Below are 20,012 nucleotides of genomic sequence, written 5' to 3'. Positions count from 1 at the left end.
CGTGGGGGCGCTGATCCGAGCCGGGTCGGGCATCTGTTCGCGACGCTTTGTAGCGAACTAGGCGGCTTCGTTGACCAGTTGCTGCGCCCTGATGTTCTTGGCTGGACCGCGCTTAGTGCGAACCTCGATGTACTTGGCGACCCCCGCGAGCAGCAAGCAGAGCGAGATGTAGATCGCAGCCATAACAATGGTTGATGGAATGATCGGTGAGCCGTAGTTGGGCTGTGCACCGTAGAACTTGGCGAGGTACAAGAGTTCCTGGTAGGTGACGATGAAGCCGAGCGCTGTGTCCTTAAGCACAACGACGAGCTGCGACACGATGACTGGTGCCATGGCACGCAGGGCCTGCGGCAGCAGGATCATGCGCATGACCTGCGTCTTGCTCATGCCGATCGCGTAGGCAGCTTCGGCCTGGCCCATGGGCAGCGATTCGATTCCGGCCCGAAAGACTTCAGACAGCACGGAGCCGTTGTAGAGCGTTAGCCCGGTAACCACGGCAATGAAGGGCGTCACGAAGCTGAAGCCGAGCGGCGGCAGGCCGTAGTACATGATCATCATGAGGATGAGCAGAGGGATAGCGCGGAAAAGTTCCACGAACAGGTAGGTCGGTACGCTGATCCAGCGGTGCTTGGACACCCGGCCGACCAGAAGGAGCAGTCCGAGAATAAGGCTGAGCAGGGCGGCGAGTCCAAACGCCTGGAGCGTAGCGACCGTGGCTTCAAGAATTTTCGCATGCACGAACGGAATCGTGAACAGTTCCCATTTGTCGGCTGTGAACTGCCCCGTTTCAACGAAGCGGAGCAGGATGAACGCGAAAATTCCGACTACGGCGGCCAGGGTTACCGCACCAATGTAGCGGTGGCGCACCCGTGCGCGAGGGCCAGGGGCGTCAAACAGCACGTTACTCATCGCAGTACCTTCAAACCGTTTTCCAGTTTGCGCTGGACAAAAGACAGAATCGCGACCAAAAGCACGAAGAGCAAGGCCACCCAAAGCAGAACGACGATGGCAGGTTCGCCGCGCTCCGAGAGCGTGGCTCGAATGGCCCCCGCCTCGGCGACAGAGAATCCGGCGGCGACCGTCGTGTTCTTGAGCAGGGCGATGAAAACACTCATCATTGGTGGGATGACCGCGCGAAAGGCTTGGGGCATCAGGATTTGCGACATGCTTTGACCGAAGGTCAGTCCGATGGCTCTGGCGGCTTCGGCCTGTCCGAGCGGGACCGTGTTGATGCCGGCGCGCAGCGTTTCGGCGACGTAGGTGGCCGAGTAGAGGCTGAGAGCGAAGATGGACAGGGTGGTATAGCTCACGCTCGGCAGGTCCAGCTTGGGGTACCCGAAAGCGAAGAAGAACATAAGCAGGGTCAGCGGGGTATTCCGCACAAGGTTCACATAGCCGGTACCGACCGCGCGCATCGGGGCGACTGGGGACACACGCATGGCACCGACGACGGTACCAAGAATCAAGGCAAAGAGGGCGGACCAGAGGAACACCTGAATCGTCAAAGCGAACCCGTCGACGAAGACGTCGAGGTTATTGAGCAGGGTGTCCATGGTCCGAACCTCTCCTTTCGTTCTTGTTTAGTAAAAGCGTTGAGCCTGGACGGCGGCGACGAATGTGTCGCCACCGACCCTTAGACGCGGTGACTAGTAGGCGTCAACCGCGGGTTGCTCAACGGCCGTGCCCGACTGACCCAGGGTCTCGTCGTAGATGGTCTGCCAGGTGTCGTTGCCGTCGGTGAACATGTCGTTGATGAAGCCGCGTAGAGCGTCGTCACCCTTCGGCAGGCCCACACCGTAATTCTCGACCGAGAACGGCTCGCCGACGACTTTGAGGTTGTCGGAATCCTGCGAGGCGTAGCCGAGCAAGATGGCCTGGTCGGTCGTGACCGCGTCGACCTGACCATCCTTGAGGGCCTCAACACACTGCGAGTAGGTGTCGAACTCTTCGGTTTCGGTGTCGGGGTAGTTGTCCTTGATATTCTGGATCGGCGTGGAGCCGGTCGCGGAACAGACGGTTTTGCCGGCCAGATCATTCTCACTCGTGATGGAGTCGTCGTCAGCGGCGACCAGGATGCCCTGGCCGGTGATGAAGTACGGTCCCGCGAAGTCGATCTGCTCTTTCCGCTTGTCGGTGATCGAATAGGTGCCAACGTAGTAGTCGATGTCACCGTTCACGATGGCGGACTCGCGGTTCGCGCTCGGGATGGCGATGAACTCGATCTTGTCTTCGGAGAAGCTCAGGGACTCGGCCACCCACTTGGCGATCTCAATGTCGAAGCCGGAGCGTTCTCCGGTTCCGGCATCGAGGAACCCTAGGCCGGGCTGGTCTTCTTTGACGCCGATACGCACGGTATCGGCTTCCACCATGGCGTCGTACGTGGGGCTACCGGTGAGCGTAACTTCGGCGGGAGCGTCGGACGATCCCGTGTCTGTGGTATCTCCGCCGGCGCATCCGGCCAGAAGCAGTGCCGCCGTGGCTGCTGTGGCCAGGAGACTGAGTTTCTTACGCATTGTGATTCCTTTTCTGGTTGGGAAGGGAGTTGTCAGGATAAGTTGTTACGACCCTGTAGTCGGTGACGCCGCGCGAGTGGGCGTGCGACGGGTTAGTGGTCGAGAATTTTGGACAGGAAGTCCTGCGCGCGCGCGCTCTGCGGATTCGTGAAGAAGTCCTCGGGTGAAGACTCTTCCACGATTTCGCCCTCGGCCATGAAGATGACGCGGTCCGCAGCTTTGCGGGCGAAGCCCATCTCGTGGGTGACGACGATCATCGTCATACCCTCGTTGGCGAGGTCGACCATGACCTCAAGCACCTCGTTGATCATCTCGGGATCGAGGGCGCTGGTCGGTTCGTCGAGCAGGATCAGTTTCGGCTCCATGGCGAGGGCGCGCGCGATGGCGACGCGCTGCTGCTGGCCACCTGAGAGCTGGGACGGCATTTTGCCAGCTTGGTTGGCCACGCCAACTCGCTCGAGCAGAGCCATGGCCTTCTTCTCGGCGTCAGCTTTCGACAGGCCACGCACCTTGATTGGACCGAGAGTGACGTTGTCGAGCACGGTCTTATGCGCGAACAGGTTGAACGCCTGAAAGACCATTCCGACGTCAGCGCGCAGACGGGCCAGTGCTTTGCCCTCTTCAGGAAGCTTCACACCGTCAATGGTGATGACACCGTCATCGATGGTTTCGAGGCGGTTGATCGCCCGGCACAGGGTGGATTTGCCCGACCCGCTCGGTCCGATGACCACGACCACCTCGCCGCGGTTGACCACGGCGTTAATGTTCTTGAGAACGTGCAGTTCTCCGTAGTGCTTGTTGATGTCTTTAACGACGACTAGCGGTTCGCCCCGACGAACGGTGATGTTCGAGGTGGCCGGGGACGAATCTGTGGGCTCCATACTCCCTAACTTAGGACAGAACGCCTGTCTGGACATGCCAAATGCCCGGACAGCAACGCTTTTGTAACAGTCCGGGCATCGCGTATTTGTGCTAGGCAGTACGTCAGGCGCGCTGGGCGAACGCGCTCTCATACAGGCAAACGGATGCCGCGGTTGCGAGGTTCATCGACTCGGCTTCGCCGTAGATCGGTACGCTCACACTGCGGTCGACCCGGGCCAGGTCTTCGTCGGTCAAGCCGCGAGCTTCATTACCAAAAACCCACACGGTCGGTTTCGCGAGCAGCCCCTCGTTGCGGGCTGTGAGCAAGTCCGAGCCCTTGATGTCGGCGGCGAACAGCTGCAGCCCGGCGGCCTTGGCACGATCGAGCACGTCGGAGAGATCAGCCGCGATAGCGACGGGCAGGTGAAAAATGGAGCCGGTCGAGGAACGGATGACCTTGGGGTTGTACAGGTCGACGCTGCGACCGGTGAGGATGACGGCATCCGCGCCCGCGGCATCCGCTGCCCGAATGATGGTGCCGGCGTTGCCCGGGTCGCGTACCTCTTCGAGAATCGCGACGAGCTTGGGTTCGGCGTTGAAGATCTTTTTTACCGACGTGGGGAACTGGTGGCAGACAGCCACGAAGCCCTGCGGGGTGACCGTGTCGGCCATGGCCTCGAGCACCTCTTCGGAGACGAACTCCACCTCGACCTGGGCGTCTACGGCCTTCTGGGCCAAGTCGGTGTAGCGGTCGAGCGCGGTGGGCGTCGCAAACAGCTCCACGACGAGCTCTGGACGAAAGGTGAGGGCTTCGGAAACGGCCTGCGGGCCTTCGAGCAGGAACAGACCGGACTCGAGGCGCGCGTCGCGCTTGGCAAGTTTTGCGACGGAACGGACGCGCGGTGAACGTGGATTATCAAGCATGTACCCAGTTTAGGGGCACAACGTTGGGTACAAAAAAGGAGCGGGCGACCAGGTCGCCCGCTCCTCCATCTGAAATTTTGACCGGTTCACCACATAACGCCCAGGAGGCAACCGGTGATGAATCGATCAGGTAGCGCTTTACGCCGTGACGGCGATCTTCGGTGCCGAGGTGTCGGCGGGAAGGGCTGCCTTGGCGCTCTCGACGAGGGCGGCGAACGTCGCTGCCTCGTTGACGGCCAGGTCGGCGAGGATACGACGGTCAACCTCGATGCCAGCCAGGCCGAGGCCCTGGATCAGACGGTTGTAGGTAAGGCCGTTCGCGCGCGATGCAGCGTTGATCCGCTGGATCCACAGGCGACGGAAGTCGCCCTTGCGTGCGCGACGGTCACGGTAGCTATAGGTGAAGGAGTGAGTGAGCTGCTCCTTGGCCTTGGTGACCAGGCGTGAACGCTGACCGCGGTAGCCCTTGGCGCGTTCGAGAATAACGCGGCGACTCTTGTGGGCGTTTACGGCCCTCTTTACTCTTGCCATTTTTTACAAATCCTTATTCGTTAACGAGGCCTGTTTACTGACCTAAAAATTACAGACCGAGAAGCTTCTTGATGGTCTTCTGATCCGACTTAGCCAGCACCTGGTCCTGGTTCAAACGGGACTTGCGCTGCGTGCTCTTGACCTCGAGGTTGTGTCGAAGTCCGGCCTGCTGCTTCATGATCTTTCCGCTGCCGGTGACCTTGAAACGCTTCTTGGTTCCGGAGTGGGTCTTCATCTTAGGCATGTGGTTCCTCCTGTTTCGCTGCCTTGTCGGCAACCTTGTCTGCCTTATCGGCGACCTTGTCTGCCTTCTCGGCAGCCTTGTGGGCGTTAATCTCAGCCTTGGCTTCTGACTTGTTTTTCAACGGGCCAATCACCATGACCATGTTTCGACCGTCGATCATCGGAGTAGATTCCACGGAACCGTACTCGGCGACATCCTCGGCAAATTTTTGGAGCAGTCGTACGCCCTGATCGGGCCGGGACTGTTCACGGCCACGAAAAAGAATCATGGCCTTGACCTTGTCACCGCTCTTCAGGAAGCCTTCTGCGCGTTTGCGCTTGGTCTCGTAGTCGTGCGTATCAATCTTGAGACGAAACCGAACCTCTTTGAGGATCGTGTTCGCCTGGTTGCGCCTGGCCTCCTTGGCCTTCTGCGCAGCCTCGTACTTGAATTTGCCGTAGTCCATGATCTTGGCCACGGGCGGCTTGGCTTCGGGTGCAACTTCGACGAGGTCGAGGTCGGCATCCTGTGCCAGGCGCAGGGCAACATCAATCGCCACGACCCCGACCTGCTCGCCGTTGGGACCAACGAGACGAACTTCGGGGACGCGTATACGGTCATTTGTACGGGGATCGCTGATGCGTCTCTCCTCCTGGTTAACTTCGTGATCACAACCAGCCAGCGGATGCCGACTGGGGACGAAGAGAGGAAAATCACGCGTTTTCCAAGCCAACATTCTCGTTAACCTGCTTCACACGACACCCTGTCTACCCTCGCTCTGCCACCTTCCCCAAGGGAGGTGATGAAACGACGGCGGAGTGCGAACTACCCGGTAACCTTGATGAAGCGGTATGCGCGGGTGGGAGATTCTCCACTTTCGTACCGAGACTATTGTCCCGGAACCAATAATGAGTCTAGCAGAGGAATGCAATGAGCCAAAGTTTTGAGCACGATACAGGTTTTGAGCAGGATGCGAGCCTTGAGTACGATGCGGTTCTTGAGCAGGAGGCGGCGCAGGCGACACGCGATATCGCCGATGTGGCCGCTGTGGAGATCATCACCACGGCCGCGGTGCACTTGATGAGCGCGGCCGCCGTGAAGTGCGGCCTCGCCGAAGATCCCGAGGCCCAGATCGACCTGGACGAAGCACGCAAGCTCATCACGGCCCTCGCCGGACTGGTCACGGCCGCCGCTCCCGACATCGCCGACATGCACGCCCGCAGCCTGCGCGACGGCCTGCGCTCCCTGCAGCTCGCGTTCCGCGAGGCGTCCGCTCTCCCCGACGCGATCGGCGAGGGCCCCGGTGAGAAGTACACCGGCCCGGTCAACTAACTTCCTTCCGACGAACGGATGCCGCTGGTCACCGACCGTCGGCATCCGTTTTGCGTTCCCCGGCGGCGGCTCAAGTCAGGTCTGGCAGCGCGGGCACCAGAAGGTGTTGCGCTGCTCGACATCACTTCGGCCCAGGGTGCCGCGACGGATAGGGGTACCGCAGCGACGGCACGCTTGCCCCCCTCGCCCGTAGACCCAGGTTTGGGCTCCGCGACGCAGGTTGCCCGTGGTCGTGCGTTCGTCGCGGTCTTTGTTGGCCAGGATCAGGCGTCGGGCCAGGCCCACGAGCCCGGGCACGTCAGTGACCTCGGCCATGGGCCGGTTCGGCAGTAATCCGCGCAGAAAACAGAGCTCGTTGACATAGACATTGCCCAGCCCGGCCAAATTACGCTGGTCGGCGAGGGCCAGAATGACCGGTTGCTCGGGCCGAGCGGCGAGGCGATTGGCGGCCTCCGCCCGCTCGCCCGCTCCCCAGCCGGTATCGAGCAGGTCGGGTCCGAGGTAGCCGACCACCTCGGACTCCGCCCGGGTCGGCACAAGCTCCAGCACGCCGAGTTCGAAGCCGACGGCGACCCACTCGGCCGTCTGCAGCACGATTCGTGCCTGGAAGGCTGGCCGCTGCCACCGGGTGTTTGGCCGGTAGAGGTGCCAGGCCCCCTCCATCTTCAAGTGCGAGTGGATGCTCGTCTCACCGACCCGGTGCAGCAGGTGTTTGCCGCGACTGACCACCTCGTGCACGGTCTGCCCCGACAGATCGACGGTGGCGTAAGCGGGTACCCGAATGTCGCAGCCGGTCAGGATGCTGCCGCGCAGGGCCTGGTCGAGGGTGCGCGCGGTGCGATAAACGGTATCGCCCTCAGGCACGCAGCCTCAGTCCTTTCGGGGTCTCGGTGAACCCGGCTGAGCGCAGGGCCACGCCCACGTCGGTGCCGATCACGAACACACCGTTGACCGTTTCCACCGCAATCCTCTGCACGCGACCGTTGGTGACCAGGGCGGCCAGACTCACGGTGGCCGCCTCGAGCACCTGCTCATCCGTTTCAAAAGCCACCACCGTTTTGCCGCCGCGCTCGACGTACAGCACGAGGGCACCGTCGACAAGAACGACGAGTGCACCCGCCTTCCGGCCCGGTCGGTGGGTGGTGTCGCCAGGCAGGGTCGGCCAGGGCAGCGCGGCGCCATAGGCGTTCGCCGGATCCGTCGCGGCCAGGGCTATCGCACTGGCCGGTGCGGCACTGCGCCTGCCCGACGAGGCGGACGGCCCCACTGCGAAGGTACGCAGCCGGTCGATCGTGCCACCGGTAGCGAACTGGGCGGCGCCGAGCCCTTCGATGAAATAGCCGCGGCGGCAGCGGGCCATCTCTTCAAACCCGGTGAGCGTGCGGTAGACGAGGGAGAATCCGCCCAGAACACCTTCGGCCATCACCGCTCCCCGAGTCACCACACCGTAACGTTCGAGCAGGGTCTCCCCCAGGGCATGCGCGCGACGCGTCGGCGACTCGTCGGCCACCGGAAGGATCGACCAGCGACCGGACACCGTCGGCGGACCACTGCGACTCGGCAGGTTCGGCCGCGGCATCGAACGCCCACGATGCAGACGGGCGCGCGGCGCGGCCCTGCTCTGCCGGTGGGCCGTATGCCCGCCGGCCAACAGCGACCGCACCGGAGCGAACGTGTCATTGTTGATCAAACCGGACCAGACCAGGTCCCACAACGCCTGCACCAGCGCGGCGTCGTCCTGGCTGCCGACGGCATCAGCCAGCTGCCGGAAGAAGTAGGCACCACCGCCGCCCAGGGTCGCGAGGATCTCCTGCTGTAGCGGCGTGGTCTCCACATCGATGGGGAGCGGCAGGGTGAGCTGGGCCGTTTCGGCCAGGTGCAGACTGACCCAACCATCGTTGCCGGCGAGGGTTCCCGCCCCCGCCCAGAGCACCTCCCCCGCGTTGGTGAGTTCGTCGAGCATGCCCGGTTGGTAGCCGCTCACCCGGGCCGGCAAAATGAGCGTCTCCCAGGCGGACGCCGGAATGCGCGCCCCTTCGAGCTGTTCCACAACGGATGCGACGCCGTCGATTCCGCGCAGCTTGCCTCCGACATGTTGCCAGACCGGCAGGAACCGTCCGATGGCCTGCTGGTCCACCGGTTCCACCTCGTGCCGAAGCGCCGCAAGGGAGCGCCGGCGCAGGCGCCGCAGCACCTCGGAGTCGCACCATTCCAAGCCAGTACCGTTTGGCCGGAATTCGCCGGCAACGATCCGCCGGGCGTCGGCGAGGCGTCCGAGGGCAATCTGCACGACGGCCGTGCCGAGGCCAAACCGGTCGGCGACGGCGCCGGTGGTGAAGGGCCCGTGCGAGCGTGCGTAGCGGCTCACCAGATCGCCGAGCGGATCAGCCACGGATTCGGTAAACGCGGCGGACACCCCGATCGGCAGGGGAACGCCGAGCGCATCGCGCAATCGGCTGGCGTCTTCGACCGCGGCCCAGCGTTCCTCACCTCCGATGCTCACGCGCACAGCGCGGCGCAGCCCGACCAGGCCCAGCAGGGCCTGCTCGGCGGGAAGGAGGCCGGGCAGGCCCTGCGCGGGCAGCAGGCCCTGCGCGGGCAGCGATTCCGGCGGGAGATTAAGCATCCGCTCGGAGACCTCGGTGGTGCTGAGCGGGCCCAGGGTGCGCAACAGATCGGCGACACCTTCCATGCCCTTGGCCAGGTAATCCGGCGCGAGCCGTTGCAGTTCTCGGTCGGTTTGGGCAATGACACTCGGGTCGAGGAGCTCACGTAGTTCGACCCGCCCCAGCAGTTCGGCGAGCAGGCTCGAATCGATGGCAAGGGCGGTGGCGCGCCGCTCGGCCAGCGGGGTGTCGCCCTCGTACATGAAGGCAGCGACGTAGCCGAACAGCAATGTGCTCGCGAACGGGCTGGCGGTCTCGGTCACGGTGTCAACCAGACGCAATTCGCGGGAGGCGATCTGCCGGGACAACACCGCGAGGGCCGGCAAATCGTACACGTCTTGAAGGCATTCACGCAGGGTCTCAAGAATGATCGGAAAGGTGGGAAAGGTGCGGGCCACGTCGAGCAGTTGGGCGGCCTTCTGCCTTTGCTGCCACAGCGGCGAGCGGGCGCCGGGTTTGTACCTGGGCAGCAGCAGTGCCCGGGCAGCGCACTCCCGAAACCGGGAAGCGAACAGGGCTGAGCCACCGACCTCGTCGATGACGATCTGCTCAAGCTCATCGGGGTCGAAAACGAAGAGTTCGCTGCCGGGCGGTTCGGTTTCGGTGTCGGGGATGCGCACGACGATACCGTCGTCACTTGCAACACAGGAGCCGTCGATTCCGTAGCGTTCGCGCACCCGAGCGCCCACGGCGAGCGCCCACGGCGCGTGCACCGGAGTGCCGAACGGGGAGTGCAGCACAACCCGCCAGTCGCCCAGTTCATCGCGAAAGCGTTCGACCACGAGGGTGCGGTCGGTTGGGAGCTGCCCGGTGACCGCGCGCTGCTCGGCGAGGAAGGCCAGCAGGTTGTTAATTGCGCGCTGGTCGAGGCCGCCCACCGCGCAGCGAGCCTGAGCTTCGAGGGGAGGCAGGGCCCCGACCTCGCGCACGAACGCCCCGATGGCCTGGCCGAGTTCGGCCGGGCGGCCGAGGCCATCACCCTTCCAGAACGGAAGCCGTCCTGGCTGGCCGAAAGCAGGGACGACGAGCACCCGGTCGTGCGTGATCTCCTGGATACGCCAGCTGGTGGTGCCGAGGGCGAAGATGTCGTTCACACGCGACTCGTAGACCATCTCCTCGTCGAGTTCACCGACCCGTTTGCCGGTGACCTGTTCCCCGCCGACCATGAAGACGCCGAACAGGCCGCGGTCGGGAATGGTGCCGCCGCTTGTCACGGCCAGGCGTTGCGCTCCGGGCCGCCCGGTCAGGGTACCGGCGTCTCGATCCCAGACAATGCGCGGGCGCAGTTCGGCGAACTGGTCAGACGGGTAGCGCCCGGCGAGCAGGTCGAGGGTCGCCTCGTAGGCCGAGCGTGGCAGGGTCGCAAACGGTGCGCTGCGCCGCACCGTGTCAAACCAGGTCTCCACGTCGATGGGCTCGAGCGCGCAGGCTGCGACTGTCTGCTGCGCCAGAATGTCGAGCGGGTTGGTTGGTACCCGCAGGGATTCGATGGCGCCGGCCACCATGCGCTCGGCGGCAACCGCCGCGTGGATAAGGTCGGCTCGATGCTTGGGGTAGATCACCCCGCGCGAAATCTCACCCACTTGGTGCCCGGCGCGGCCGAGCCGCTGCAGCCCGCTCGACACCGACGGTGGCGATTCAACCTGCACGACCAGATCGACGGCACCCATGTCGATACCGAGTTCCAGGCTCGAGGTCGCGACGACACAGCGCAGCCGCCCCGATTTCAGGTCGTCTTCAATGAGCGCCCGTTGTTCCTTACTGACCGACCCGTGATGCGCCCGCGCGAGCAACGGCGCGGCGCCTGCGCTCTGCCCGCTTGCCCCCATCAGCTCGGCCGGCGGGCGCATCACACCGTGTTCGGCCATCTCGCCCTCGGCAGCCAAGACGGGCACCAGAGCGGATGCCTCCGCCCCGGCCAGGCGATCGGCATAGATTTCGTTGAACCGGGCGGTCAGGCGTTCAGTAAGTCTCCGTGAATTCGCGAACACAATGCTCGAGGAGTGCGCCAGCACCTCGTCAACGATGGCCTCCTCAACGTGGGGCCAGATAGACCCGGTTTGCGGAGCAGCGGCCGATGTGACCCCTTCGCGTTGCGGTACCGGTCCGAGGTCGCTCATGTCCTCAACCGGCACGACCACTCGCAGGTCGAACCGTTTCTGGGTGGGCGGCGCGACGATCTGAACGGACGCGGCGCCACCGAGAAAGCGCGCCACTTCGCTCTGCGGGCGCACGGTGGCCGACAGCCCGATGCGCTGGGCCGGGTGGCCGAGGAGCGCGTCGAGGCGTTCGAGAGATACGGCGAGGTGGGCGCCGCGCTTACTGGCCGCGACCGCGTGTATCTCGTCGATGATGATCGTCTGCACATCTCTCAGCGATTCCCGAGCTGCCGACGTCAGCATCAGAAACAAGGATTCCGGAGTGGTGATGAGGATGTCGGGGGGCGAGGTGACCAATTTGCGGCGGTCGGCGCTCGGCGTGTCTCCGGAACGCACACCGACCGTGACCTGTGGCGGCTGAAGTCCGAGGCGTTGCGCGGCCCGGCTGATTCCCACTAGCGGGGCAGTGAGGTTGCGTTCAACATCGACGCCGAGGGCTTTGAGCGGTGAGATATAAAGCACACGGGTTCCGCGCCCACGGGCACCGCGCCCGGCTGATACCGGTTCTGACTCGTGCGCCAGCCGGTCGATGGCCCAGAGGAATGCGGCGAGGGTCTTGCCCGATCCAGTGGGTGCCACGACGAGGGCATGCGACCCTTGCGCGATCGCAGTCCACGCACCGAGCTGCGCTGCGGTGGGCGCAGCAAACGCCTCGGTGAACCACGCCCGGGCCGCCGGGGAGAATCGATCGAGAACGTCGGTCATACCGTCATTGTCGCCTGACCCACCGACAGCCCACTGAACACGGCCAATATCGGGTATCAGGCCGAGGCGACGAGCTTGACGCTCAACGAATCAACGCCGGCCGTGATGGTCTCGCTTTCCGACCAGCGAGCGCCGAGACGAGTGAGGATTGCGTCGAGGTCAGTCTGGCTGAGGCCGTCGACCAGTTCCAGTTGAACCACGAGCTCGGGGCCGGTGAGGTGGCCAAGCGGATCACCGGCGGAGAGCTGAACGGTCAGGACCGAAAGCTCGGTCGCGATCGATGCCGTGAACGCGTCGGCGACGTGGTGATTGGCGTAACTCGGTGTCCACGGCAAGGATTGGGCGATGGCCCACAGGGCCGGACGTCGAATGACGAATTCACCGGGCGAGGTCGGGTCGAGCACGACGAGGTCGGTATTTTCCTGCGCGGCGGCCAGGGCGACGCGCACGGCATCCGCTGGAACGGGCCGGGCGAGGGGATTCCAGACCGTCATGGCGGCGGTAGAAGAGAAAGCAGGCAGTACGGTGCGGCCGTCCGGACCGGCCACCGTGATGATCGACAGCTCCTGGGTTTTATCGATCGTCTGGCCGAGCTCGTTTAGGGCGACATCGCCGAGCTTGGTCACCAGGGGGATGAGCAGGCGGGACCCGCGAATGGCATCGATGACGCTCTCTTCGCCGGCCTCTCGCGCCTGAAAGCGGGCGAGCGCCTCAGCAAGGGGTGCGGGTGCGGATCCGTCATCGCCGGCATCGAGATTTGCCTCGAACTCGCGACCGGCCCAGGGCTGGCCGGCAGAGTCGGCCGTATTGGCCGACTCGATGTGATCGCCGGGTTGACCTGACGGCGCGTCACCGCCCAAACGTCCCGTTGAATCGCCGGTGGAACCGAGGTTTCGCGCCTTCGCCATTAGTCCCCCGCGACATCCAATGCCTCGGCAAGGGTGAACGCACCCGCATACAGCGCCTTGCCCACGATCGCACCTTCAAGCCCGAGCGGCACCAGGCTGCGCAGGGCTTCAATGTCATCAAGACTGGAGATGCCTCCGGAGGCGATCACGGGTTTGCGGGTGCTGTCGAGCACCTGGCGAAGCAGGTCAATGTTCGGACCCTGCAGGGTGCCGTCCTTAGTGACGTCGGTTACAACGTAGCGGGCGCAGCCGGCTTCTTCGAGACGTTCCAGCACCTGCCAGAGGTCTCCACCGTCTTTTGTCCAACCGCGTGCGGCGAGAGTCGTACCACGAACGTCGAGGCCGACGGCAACGGCGTCGCCGTATTGCGCGATGACGCTCGCCGCCCACTCCGGGTTTTCGAGTGCCGCAGTGCCCAGGTTGATGCGTTTGACGCCCGTGGTCAGTGCCGCTTCGAGTGACTCGTCATCGCGGATACCACCGGACAGCTCGATGTTGACACCCTTGACCTGACGGATGACCTTCTTGATCACACCGGTGTTGTTGCCCCTGCCAAATGCCGCGTCGAGGTCCACGAGGTGTATCCACTCTGCGCCCTGCCGCGCCCAATCAGCCGCAGCCTCGACGGGGTCACCGTAGTTCGTTTCCGTGCCCGCCTCCCCCTTTGTCAGGCGCACTGCCTTACCGCCGGCCACATCGACGGCGGGCAGGAGGACGAGCCTCGGTGTCTTATTGAACTCGCTCATTGGTGTCCTTGGTTAGTGCGGTCGCGTGCTGCGACCAGTTTCATGGCAGGTGCCGGTGTGAGGTACGCGGGAAGTGCGGATTGTGAAGTCTAGGCGCACCGCGCTAGTAGCGCAGAGTGCCGATCCAGTTCTTCAACAAGCGGATGCCAGCCTCACCCGATTTTTCAGGGTGAAACTGGGTGGCGCTGAGCGGGCCGTTCTCGACCGCAGCCAGGAACGGTGCCCCGTGTTCCGCCCAGGTGAGCCGGGGCTCGGGAAACGGCGGCATGACCTCGAGGGTCCAGGATTGGGCCGCGTACGAGTGCACGAAATAAAACCGTTCCTCTTCGATTCCTCGGAAAAGCACGGAGTTAGGGGCGCTCGTGACGGTGTCCCAACCCATGTGCGGCAGGATCGGTGCGAGAAGTTCGGTCACCGTTCCGGGCCATTCACCGAGTCCCTCGGTGTCGATCCCACGCTCGACACCGTGTTCAAACATGACCTGCATGCCCACACAGATGCCAAGCACCGGACGATCGCCAGCCAGGCGACGATCGACGATCTCGTCGCCGCGCACCGCTTTGAGCGCGGCCATCACAGCGCTGAACGCACCGACACCCGGCACGACGAGGCCATCGGCCTCGAGTGCGACCTTACGATCGCTCGTCAGGGTGACGTCAGCGCCCGCCAGCTCGAGTGCCTTGACCGCGGAGTGCACATTACCCGTGCCATAGTCGAAGACAACGACCCGGGTCACAGGGCACCCTTGGTCGACGGAATACCGTGCACCAACGGGTCGAGAGCCTTGGCGAGGCGAAAAGCCCGGGCGAAAGCCTTGAACTCGGCTTCGGCGATGTGGTGCGGGTCGCGACCGCCCAGCACGGTGACGTGCACGGTCAACCCGGCGTGAAAGGTGATGGCTTCAAAAACGTGACGCACCATGGAGCCGGTAAAGTGTCCGCCGATGAGGTGGAATTCGAAGCCTGCCGGTTCACCCGTGTGCACCAGGTAGGGGCGACCCGAGATGTCGACGACGGCTTGCGCGAGGGCCTCGTCGAGCGGCACCAGCGCATCGCCGTAGCGCGAGATGCCCGACTTATCACCGAGCGCCTGGCGAATAGCCTGGCCGAGCACGATTCCCACGTCTTCGACCGTGTGGTGCACATCAATTTCAATGTCGCCGGAAGCGCGCACGGTGAGATCGCACAGTGAGTGTTTCGCGAACGCGGTGAGGAGGTGGTCGTAGAACGGCACCGAGGTGCGGATATCACTGACGCCGGTACCGTCAAGGTTGAGCGAGAGGTCGATGCTGGATTCACTCGTCTCCCGTTGCAGGTGTGCGACGCGGGGCGCGGAAATGCCGACAGGTGAACTCATACTGCTAGCTTATTCGGCTTGGGCCGAATCGGTTTGACCGGGCGTCGCTGTGCGCCCAACGCGAGCCAACGCCTCGAGGAACTGTGACGTCTCGTTCTCGGTACCGGCCGTCACCCGCAAGTGGCCGGGAATACCAACGTCCCGAATAAGGATTCCCTCAGCGAGCAACGCCGCAAAAGTCTCCTGCGGGTCGGCCACTCCTCCAAACAGCACGAAGTTACTCCAGCTTCGGTGCGGAAAATAGCCCAGGCGGGCAAGCTCAACCACAAGGCGGTCACGCTGCCCCCGAATATCGTCGACCATGGCGAGCATCTCGACGCTGTGCGCCAGGGCGGCGTTCGCAGCGGCCTGAGTCAGAGCCGAGAGGTGGTACGGCAGACGCACCAGGCGCAGGGCATCCGTTACCGCCGGATCGGCAGCCAGGTAGCCGACCCGGGCACCGGCAAAGGCGAAGGCTTTGCTCATGGTGCGCGAAATGAGAAGCCTTTCCCGACCGGGCAGCAGGGTGATCGCACTCCGGGTGCCAGCGGGTGCGAATTCGGCGTAAGCCTCGTCAACGACGACGATGCCGTCGGTCGCGTCGTAGACGGCGGCGATGGTCTCGAGCGAGAGCGGGGTACCGGTGGGGTTGTTCGGGGAGCAGAGAAAAACAACGTCAGGGTTGGTTCGCGTGACCTCGCTTACGGCGGTGACCGGCGAGAGCTCGAAGTCGGCGTCACGCGTGCCCGGAATCCAGGCGGTGTCAGTACCCGACGCGAGAATCGAGTACATCGAGTACGTCGGGGCAAAGCCGAGCAGGCTGCGTCCCGGCCCGCCGAAAGCTTGAAGCACCTGCTGAAGCACTTCGTTCGACCCGTTCGCCGCCCAGATATTGTCGGCGGTGAGCCCCTCACCGAGGTACCCGGCCAGCGCCTCGCGCAGGGCCGTAAACTCACGGTCGGGATACCGATTTACCGAATGGATGGCCTCGGCCAGGCCAGCGAGGATGTCGCGCGCCACTGAGTCGGGAATGGGGTGCGTGTTCTCGTTGACGTTCAGCGCCACCGGAACGTGCAATTGCGGAGCACCGTATGGGGAGAGGCCGTGCAGATTGGTGCGGAGCGGGAGATCTTCGAGACTGGTCACTCTCTCCATGCTACGGCCCTGGGCCGCGGCCGATACCTATTAGGAGTCGGCGGGGATTTCCAGACGCTGGCCCGGCTGCAAAGTTTCAACCGAGAGGGCGTTGAGTCGTTTGATGTCGGCCACCACGTCGCGAGGGTCGGCTGCCGGCGAGATCTCTTCGGCAAGGTCCCACAGGGTCTGGCCGGGTTCGACCGTGATGAACCGGGCGGAACCGACGTCGGTTGGCGAGTACGCCAGGGTCGTAACGATTCCTGAGTCGGTCGTATACGACATGAGGTCGATGCCCGTGGCGGAGTCCACCGCGCCGGCCGCACCGCCGTTGATGGCCAAAGATATGGCGCCGATCACCAGCGGGACGGTCGCGAGAGTTGTGAAAACAACGCGGCCTCGGCGGGTGAGGCGAAGACGCGGTGTGGGCGTGAGGGCTGCCGGAACGGGAAGTGCTGGTGCACACACTGTGGTCATATCAAACCTCCAAGGTAGGCGGGCTGCGAGTCTCGTATCCGGCCCTCGGCCGGGAGGGCCAGATACGAAACTATATTCCGAATATAACTTCGAACAATCGAACATGCAAGCTTTTTTTCATCTCAGCCCCGAATTTGGCTCAACACACTCGAATAAGTGTTTGTTTCAGGGCATGGAATTGGATAAACTTTCGATAGAACAATTGCTTGACTTACACTCAACCAGACACCACCGACATTCCCGCGTGACACGGTTTCAGACCAAGCGGGACCTACTCCAGGAGGGCACATCGTGACACAAGACACCAGTGGTACCCGCGATAAGGGCGGCACTCGGCGCCGCAAGAGTTTGAGCCAACGCCAGCTCGCTATTCTCGACGTGATTCAGCGCTCGGTGAGTTCGCGCGGTTACCCGCCGAGCATGCGGGAAATCGGTGATGCGGTCGGTCTTGCCTCTCTGTCGAGCGTGACCCACCAACTCAACCAACTCGAACTCAGCGGTTACCTGCGCCGCGATCCGAATCGCCCGCGTGCCCTCGAAGTCCTCATCGAGATTCAACGTGCCCCCGAAGACGTCGGCACCGGCACCGGCGACCAGGATAGCTTTCACCCGGGAGTTCAGGTCGGCGACGCTGCGATGGTGCCCTTGGTCGGTCGCATCGCCGCGGGCATTCCGATTACGGCCGACCAGCAGATAGACGAGATCTTCCCGCTTCCCCGCCAGCTCGTGGGACAGGGAGAGCTGTTCATGCTTAAGGTCGTGGGTGAGTCCATGATCGACGCCGCCATCTGCGACGGCGACTGGGTCGTCGTTCGCCAGCAGAAGACCGCAGAGAACGGCGAGATCGTTGCAGCCATGCTCGACAACGAGGCCACGGTGAAGGTCTTGCGCAAGCGCGATGGTCACACCTGGCTGCTGCCGCGCAACAGCAACTTCGAACCGATCGTCGGTGACTTTGCCGACATCCTCGGCAAGGTCGTCGCGGTGCTGCGCTCGGTTTAGGCCTCACCCTGATCGATACCGCGCGACACGGGCCCGGCCACCAAGCGGTGGTCGGGCCCGTTTTCTCAGTGCGTCGGTCGTATCAGGCGCTCACTTGAGCGCTGAGGCGTTCGCGCACCAGCCTCGTGGCGGCGAGCATGTTCTGCAGCGACTGCACGGTTTCTTTGTAGCCACGCGTCTTGAGGCCGCAATCCGGGTTCACCCAGACCTGTCGTTCGGGAATCGATTCCAGGGCGGTGTCGAGCAGGGTCGTCAGTTCCTCTACGCTCGGCACCCGAGGTGAATGGATGTCATAGATCCCGGCGCCGATTCCGTGGTCGAACCCGCCGGCCTCGATCTCTTGCACGACCTCCATCCGGGAACGGGCCGCCTCGATACTCGTGACGTCTGCGTCCAGGTTGCGGATGGCTTCGATGACGACGCCGAACTCCGAATAGCAGAGATGGGTGTGAATCTGGGTCGCATCCGCTACACCGGCCGTGGCGAGACGGAATGAGCCGACCGACCAATCCAGGTAGTCTGCGTGGTCCTTCTTCTTCAGCGGCAACAATTCGCGCAGGGCCGGTTCGTCGACCTGAACGATCTTGATGCCCGCAGCCTCCAAATCAACGATTTCATCGCGCAGGGCCAGTGCCACCTGGCGGGCGGTCTCGCCCAGCGGCTGGTCATCGCGCACAAAGGACCAGGCAAGGATCGTCACCGGTCCGGTGAGCATGCCCTTGACCGGCTTCGCCGTCAGGCTCTGCGTGTACACCGACCAGTCCACGGTGATCGGGGCCGGGCGCGCTACGTCGCCCCACAGAATGGATGGCCGCGTGCAGCGGCTGCCGTAGGACTGCACCCAGCCGTTCTCGGTCACGGCAAACCCATCCAGGTTTTCGGCGAAATACTGCACCATGTCATTGCGTTCGGGTTCTCCGTGCACGAGCACGTCGAGCCCGATCTCCTCCTGCAGCGCCACGACCCGACGGATCTCGGCGCGCATCAGGGAACGATATTCGTCGGCGGCTATGGTTCCCTTGAGAAACTGGGCGCGTGTTCGGCGTATGTCGCCGGTCTGCGGGAACGATCCGATCGTCGTCGTCGGCAACGGCGGCAGCTGCAACGCCGTATCCTGCGCGCTCAGACGATCAGCGTAAGCGCCGCGGCTGAAGTCGGCGTCGGTGAGCGCCGCAGCACGGTGCCGTACGACGCCATCGCGCACGCCAGGGGCACTGTGCCGCGCAGCCAGCGCCGCCGCGGCGTCGGCCAACGACCCCGCGATAGCGGCCCGTCCCTTGACGAGCCCCTGCGCGAGGGTAGCGACCTGCCCGACTTTCTGGTCGGCAAAGGCCAGCCAGCTCGCCAACGAGCCCGGAAGCGACGTTTCATCGAGCACATCGTGCGGCACATGCAGCAGGGACGTCGACGTGGACACGGCCACGGAAGGGGACAGTCCGCGCACGCTCTCAGCGGTTTCATACGCGCCGTCCAAGTCGCCGCGCCAGATGTTGTGGCCGTCGATTACCCCGGCGACGAGGGTCTTGCCGGCCAGCCCCGGTACCGCCTGCGGCAGAGTTCCCCGCACCAGGTCGAGACCGATTGCTTCAACGGCTGTGGCGGCGAGAACGGGCAGGGCATCATCGAGGCTGCCATAGGGCGCCGCAACGAACAGAGCCGGCCGCACGGTCAACCGACCCAGCAGCCCATAAACGGATGCGACAGCCGCCAGCGTCTCGGCGCGCGGCACATCAATGGATTCACTGACCAGGCCCGGCTCGTCGAGCTGCACCCAGTCAGCGCCGGCATCTGCCAGCCGTGCGAGGAGCGCCGCGTAAACGGGAAGAAGATCATCGAGCCGGGACAACGGCGAAAAGCCGGCGGGAGCGCCGTCGCTGGCCTTGCTGAGCAGCAGGAATGTGACCGGCCCGACGATCACCGGACGGGTGAGGAACCCGGCGGCTTTGGCTTCGAGGAATTCACGCACGATCCGGTCACTCGCGAGCGAGAACACGGTCTCCGGGCCGATCTCGGGCACGAGGTAGTGGTAATTGGAGTCAAACCATTTGGTCATTTCGAGCGGCAGGTTCTCGCCCTCGCCCCGCGCAAGGGTGAAATAGCCAGCCAGGTCGAGGGTTCCGTCTGCGGCGACGAGCGAGGTAAACCGGCCGGGAATCGCCCCAACGGCGACGATGGTGTCGAGCACTTGGTCGTAGTACGAGAACGACTCGGGGATCGACGAGTCTGTGCGACCGAGACCGAGATCGACGAGCCGGTCTCGGGTCTGCTGCCGCAGCCCGGCGGCGACGGCTTCCAGAGCCGCCGCATCGATCGCTCCAGACCAAAATGCTTCGACGGCCTTCTTCAGCTCCCGCCGGCGGCCGATGCGAGGGTAACCGAGGATGGTGCCGGCGGGGAAAGTGCTGGATACGGGCGCGCTGGGCATGGAGATTCCTTCACTGGAGCGTTGGTGGCTGGAATGGTCGAAGAGAACGAACGTGGTGGGTGGGCCGACGC

General features: G+C 63.9%; 19 protein-coding genes. 2 read left to right on the top strand and 17 right to left on the bottom strand.

Translation table 11 applies throughout. The annotated features are described in order from the left end of the window. Positions 1 to 57: 57 nt before the first annotated feature. From CXY70_RS10885 to infC, 8 genes are all read right to left on the bottom strand, one after another. Positions 58 to 909 carry an amino acid ABC transporter permease gene (locus tag CXY70_RS10885; RefSeq protein WP_104192373.1) on the bottom strand — a complete coding sequence of 284 codons (852 nt, stop codon included), beginning with the start codon at positions 907 to 909 and terminating at the stop codon, positions 58 to 60. Continuing rightward, positions 906 to 1,553 (bottom strand): amino acid ABC transporter permease, encoded by a 648-nt coding sequence (locus CXY70_RS10880; protein WP_104192372.1) that lies wholly within the window; start codon positions 1,551 to 1,553, stop codon positions 906 to 908. The genes CXY70_RS10885 and CXY70_RS10880 overlap by 4 nt, the downstream gene beginning before the upstream one ends. A gap of 93 nt (positions 1,554 to 1,646) precedes the next feature. Further along, on the bottom strand, positions 1,647 to 2,513 hold the full coding sequence (locus CXY70_RS10875) for a glutamate ABC transporter substrate-binding protein (RefSeq protein WP_104192371.1): 867 nt from the start codon (positions 2,511 to 2,513) through the stop codon (positions 1,647 to 1,649). 92 nt (positions 2,514 to 2,605) lie between these two features. Continuing rightward, positions 2,606 to 3,394 (bottom strand): amino acid ABC transporter ATP-binding protein, encoded by a 789-nt coding sequence (locus CXY70_RS10870; RefSeq protein ID WP_104192370.1) that lies wholly within the window; start codon positions 3,392 to 3,394, stop codon positions 2,606 to 2,608. Between the two features lie 103 nt (positions 3,395 to 3,497). After that, positions 3,498 to 4,298 carry an RNA methyltransferase gene (locus CXY70_RS10865; RefSeq protein WP_104192369.1) on the bottom strand — a complete coding sequence of 267 codons (801 nt, stop codon included), beginning with the start codon at positions 4,296 to 4,298 and terminating at the stop codon, positions 3,498 to 3,500. Between the two features lie 138 nt (positions 4,299 to 4,436). After that, the gene (gene rplT / locus CXY70_RS10860; protein ID WP_104192368.1) at positions 4,437 to 4,829 is read right to left on the bottom strand and encodes a 50S ribosomal protein L20; all 393 of its coding nucleotides are present in this window, start codon (positions 4,827 to 4,829) and stop codon (positions 4,437 to 4,439) included. A 49-nt stretch (positions 4,830 to 4,878) separates the two neighbouring features. Beyond that, complete coding sequence (rpmI, locus tag CXY70_RS10855) at positions 4,879 to 5,073, bottom strand: 50S ribosomal protein L35 (protein ID WP_092111710.1); 195 nt, start codon at positions 5,071 to 5,073, stop codon at positions 4,879 to 4,881. After that, entirely contained in the window at positions 5,066 to 5,788 is a 723-nt protein-coding gene (gene infC, locus CXY70_RS10850; protein WP_369852438.1) for a translation initiation factor IF-3, read from the bottom strand. The genes rpmI and infC overlap by 8 nt, the downstream gene beginning before the upstream one ends. A 194-nt stretch (positions 5,789 to 5,982) precedes the next feature. Between infC and CXY70_RS10845 the strand changes: the two genes are divergently transcribed. Continuing rightward, positions 5,983 to 6,384 (top strand): DUF1844 domain-containing protein, encoded by a 402-nt coding sequence (locus CXY70_RS10845; protein WP_104192367.1) that lies wholly within the window; start codon positions 5,983 to 5,985, stop codon positions 6,382 to 6,384. 75 nt (positions 6,385 to 6,459) lie between these two features. Here the strand turns inward: CXY70_RS10845 and CXY70_RS10840 are convergent, their stop codons facing one another. From CXY70_RS10840 to CXY70_RS10805, 8 genes are all read right to left on the bottom strand, one after another. Continuing rightward, complete coding sequence (locus CXY70_RS10840; protein WP_104192366.1) at positions 6,460 to 7,248, bottom strand: DNA-formamidopyrimidine glycosylase family protein; 789 nt, start codon at positions 7,246 to 7,248, stop codon at positions 6,460 to 6,462. Further along, positions 7,241 to 11,914 carry an ATP-dependent helicase gene (locus CXY70_RS10835; protein ID WP_104192365.1) on the bottom strand — a complete coding sequence of 1,558 codons (4,674 nt, stop codon included), beginning with the start codon at positions 11,912 to 11,914 and terminating at the stop codon, positions 7,241 to 7,243. Before CXY70_RS10835 ends, CXY70_RS10840 begins: the two co-directional genes overlap by 8 nt. A gap of 56 nt (positions 11,915 to 11,970) precedes the next feature. Next, positions 11,971 to 12,822, bottom strand: a complete 852-nt coding sequence (locus CXY70_RS10830) for an SseB family protein (RefSeq protein ID WP_104192364.1) — start codon at positions 12,820 to 12,822, stop codon at positions 11,971 to 11,973. Continuing rightward, the gene (gene priA / locus CXY70_RS10825) at positions 12,822 to 13,568 is read right to left on the bottom strand and encodes a bifunctional 1-(5-phosphoribosyl)-5-((5-phosphoribosylamino)methylideneamino)imidazole-4-carboxamide isomerase/phosphoribosylanthranilate isomerase PriA (protein WP_104192363.1); all 747 of its coding nucleotides are present in this window, start codon (positions 13,566 to 13,568) and stop codon (positions 12,822 to 12,824) included. The genes CXY70_RS10830 and priA overlap by 1 nt, the downstream gene beginning before the upstream one ends. Before the next feature lie 103 nt (positions 13,569 to 13,671). Next, positions 13,672 to 14,304 (bottom strand): imidazole glycerol phosphate synthase subunit HisH, encoded by a 633-nt coding sequence (gene hisH, locus CXY70_RS10820; RefSeq protein WP_104192362.1) that lies wholly within the window; start codon positions 14,302 to 14,304, stop codon positions 13,672 to 13,674. Then, positions 14,301 to 14,924 (bottom strand): imidazoleglycerol-phosphate dehydratase HisB, encoded by a 624-nt coding sequence (gene hisB / locus CXY70_RS10815; RefSeq protein ID WP_104192361.1) that lies wholly within the window; start codon positions 14,922 to 14,924, stop codon positions 14,301 to 14,303. Before hisB ends, hisH begins: the two co-directional genes overlap by 4 nt. A gap of 9 nt (positions 14,925 to 14,933) precedes the next feature. Beyond that, complete coding sequence (locus tag CXY70_RS10810; RefSeq protein WP_104192360.1) at positions 14,934 to 16,058, bottom strand: histidinol-phosphate transaminase; 1,125 nt, start codon at positions 16,056 to 16,058, stop codon at positions 14,934 to 14,936. Between the two features lie 30 nt (positions 16,059 to 16,088). After that, positions 16,089 to 16,514, bottom strand: coding sequence for a LysM peptidoglycan-binding domain-containing protein (locus tag CXY70_RS10805; RefSeq protein WP_104192359.1), 426 nt, complete (start codon positions 16,512 to 16,514; stop codon positions 16,089 to 16,091). Between the two features lie 291 nt (positions 16,515 to 16,805). On the opposite strand from CXY70_RS10805, the gene lexA reads away from it, so the two are divergent. Next, positions 16,806 to 17,516, top strand: a complete 711-nt coding sequence (lexA, locus tag CXY70_RS10800; protein WP_104192358.1) for a transcriptional repressor LexA — start codon at positions 16,806 to 16,808, stop codon at positions 17,514 to 17,516. Positions 17,517 to 17,598: 82 nt separating this feature from the next. Here lexA and metE read toward each other — a convergent pair whose 3' ends face one another. Further along, positions 17,599 to 19,941, bottom strand: coding sequence for a 5-methyltetrahydropteroyltriglutamate--homocysteine S-methyltransferase (gene metE, locus CXY70_RS10795; RefSeq protein WP_104192357.1), 2,343 nt, complete (start codon positions 19,939 to 19,941; stop codon positions 17,599 to 17,601). Positions 19,942 to 20,012 lie beyond the last annotated feature (71 nt).

Source organism: Cryobacterium sp. Y82 (assembly GCF_002929495.1).
GTDB lineage: Bacteria > Actinomycetota > Actinomycetes > Actinomycetales > Microbacteriaceae > Cryobacterium > Cryobacterium serini.
Note: the sequence above shows the minus strand (reverse complement) of the source record. Positions and strands in the feature narration are given on the sequence as shown.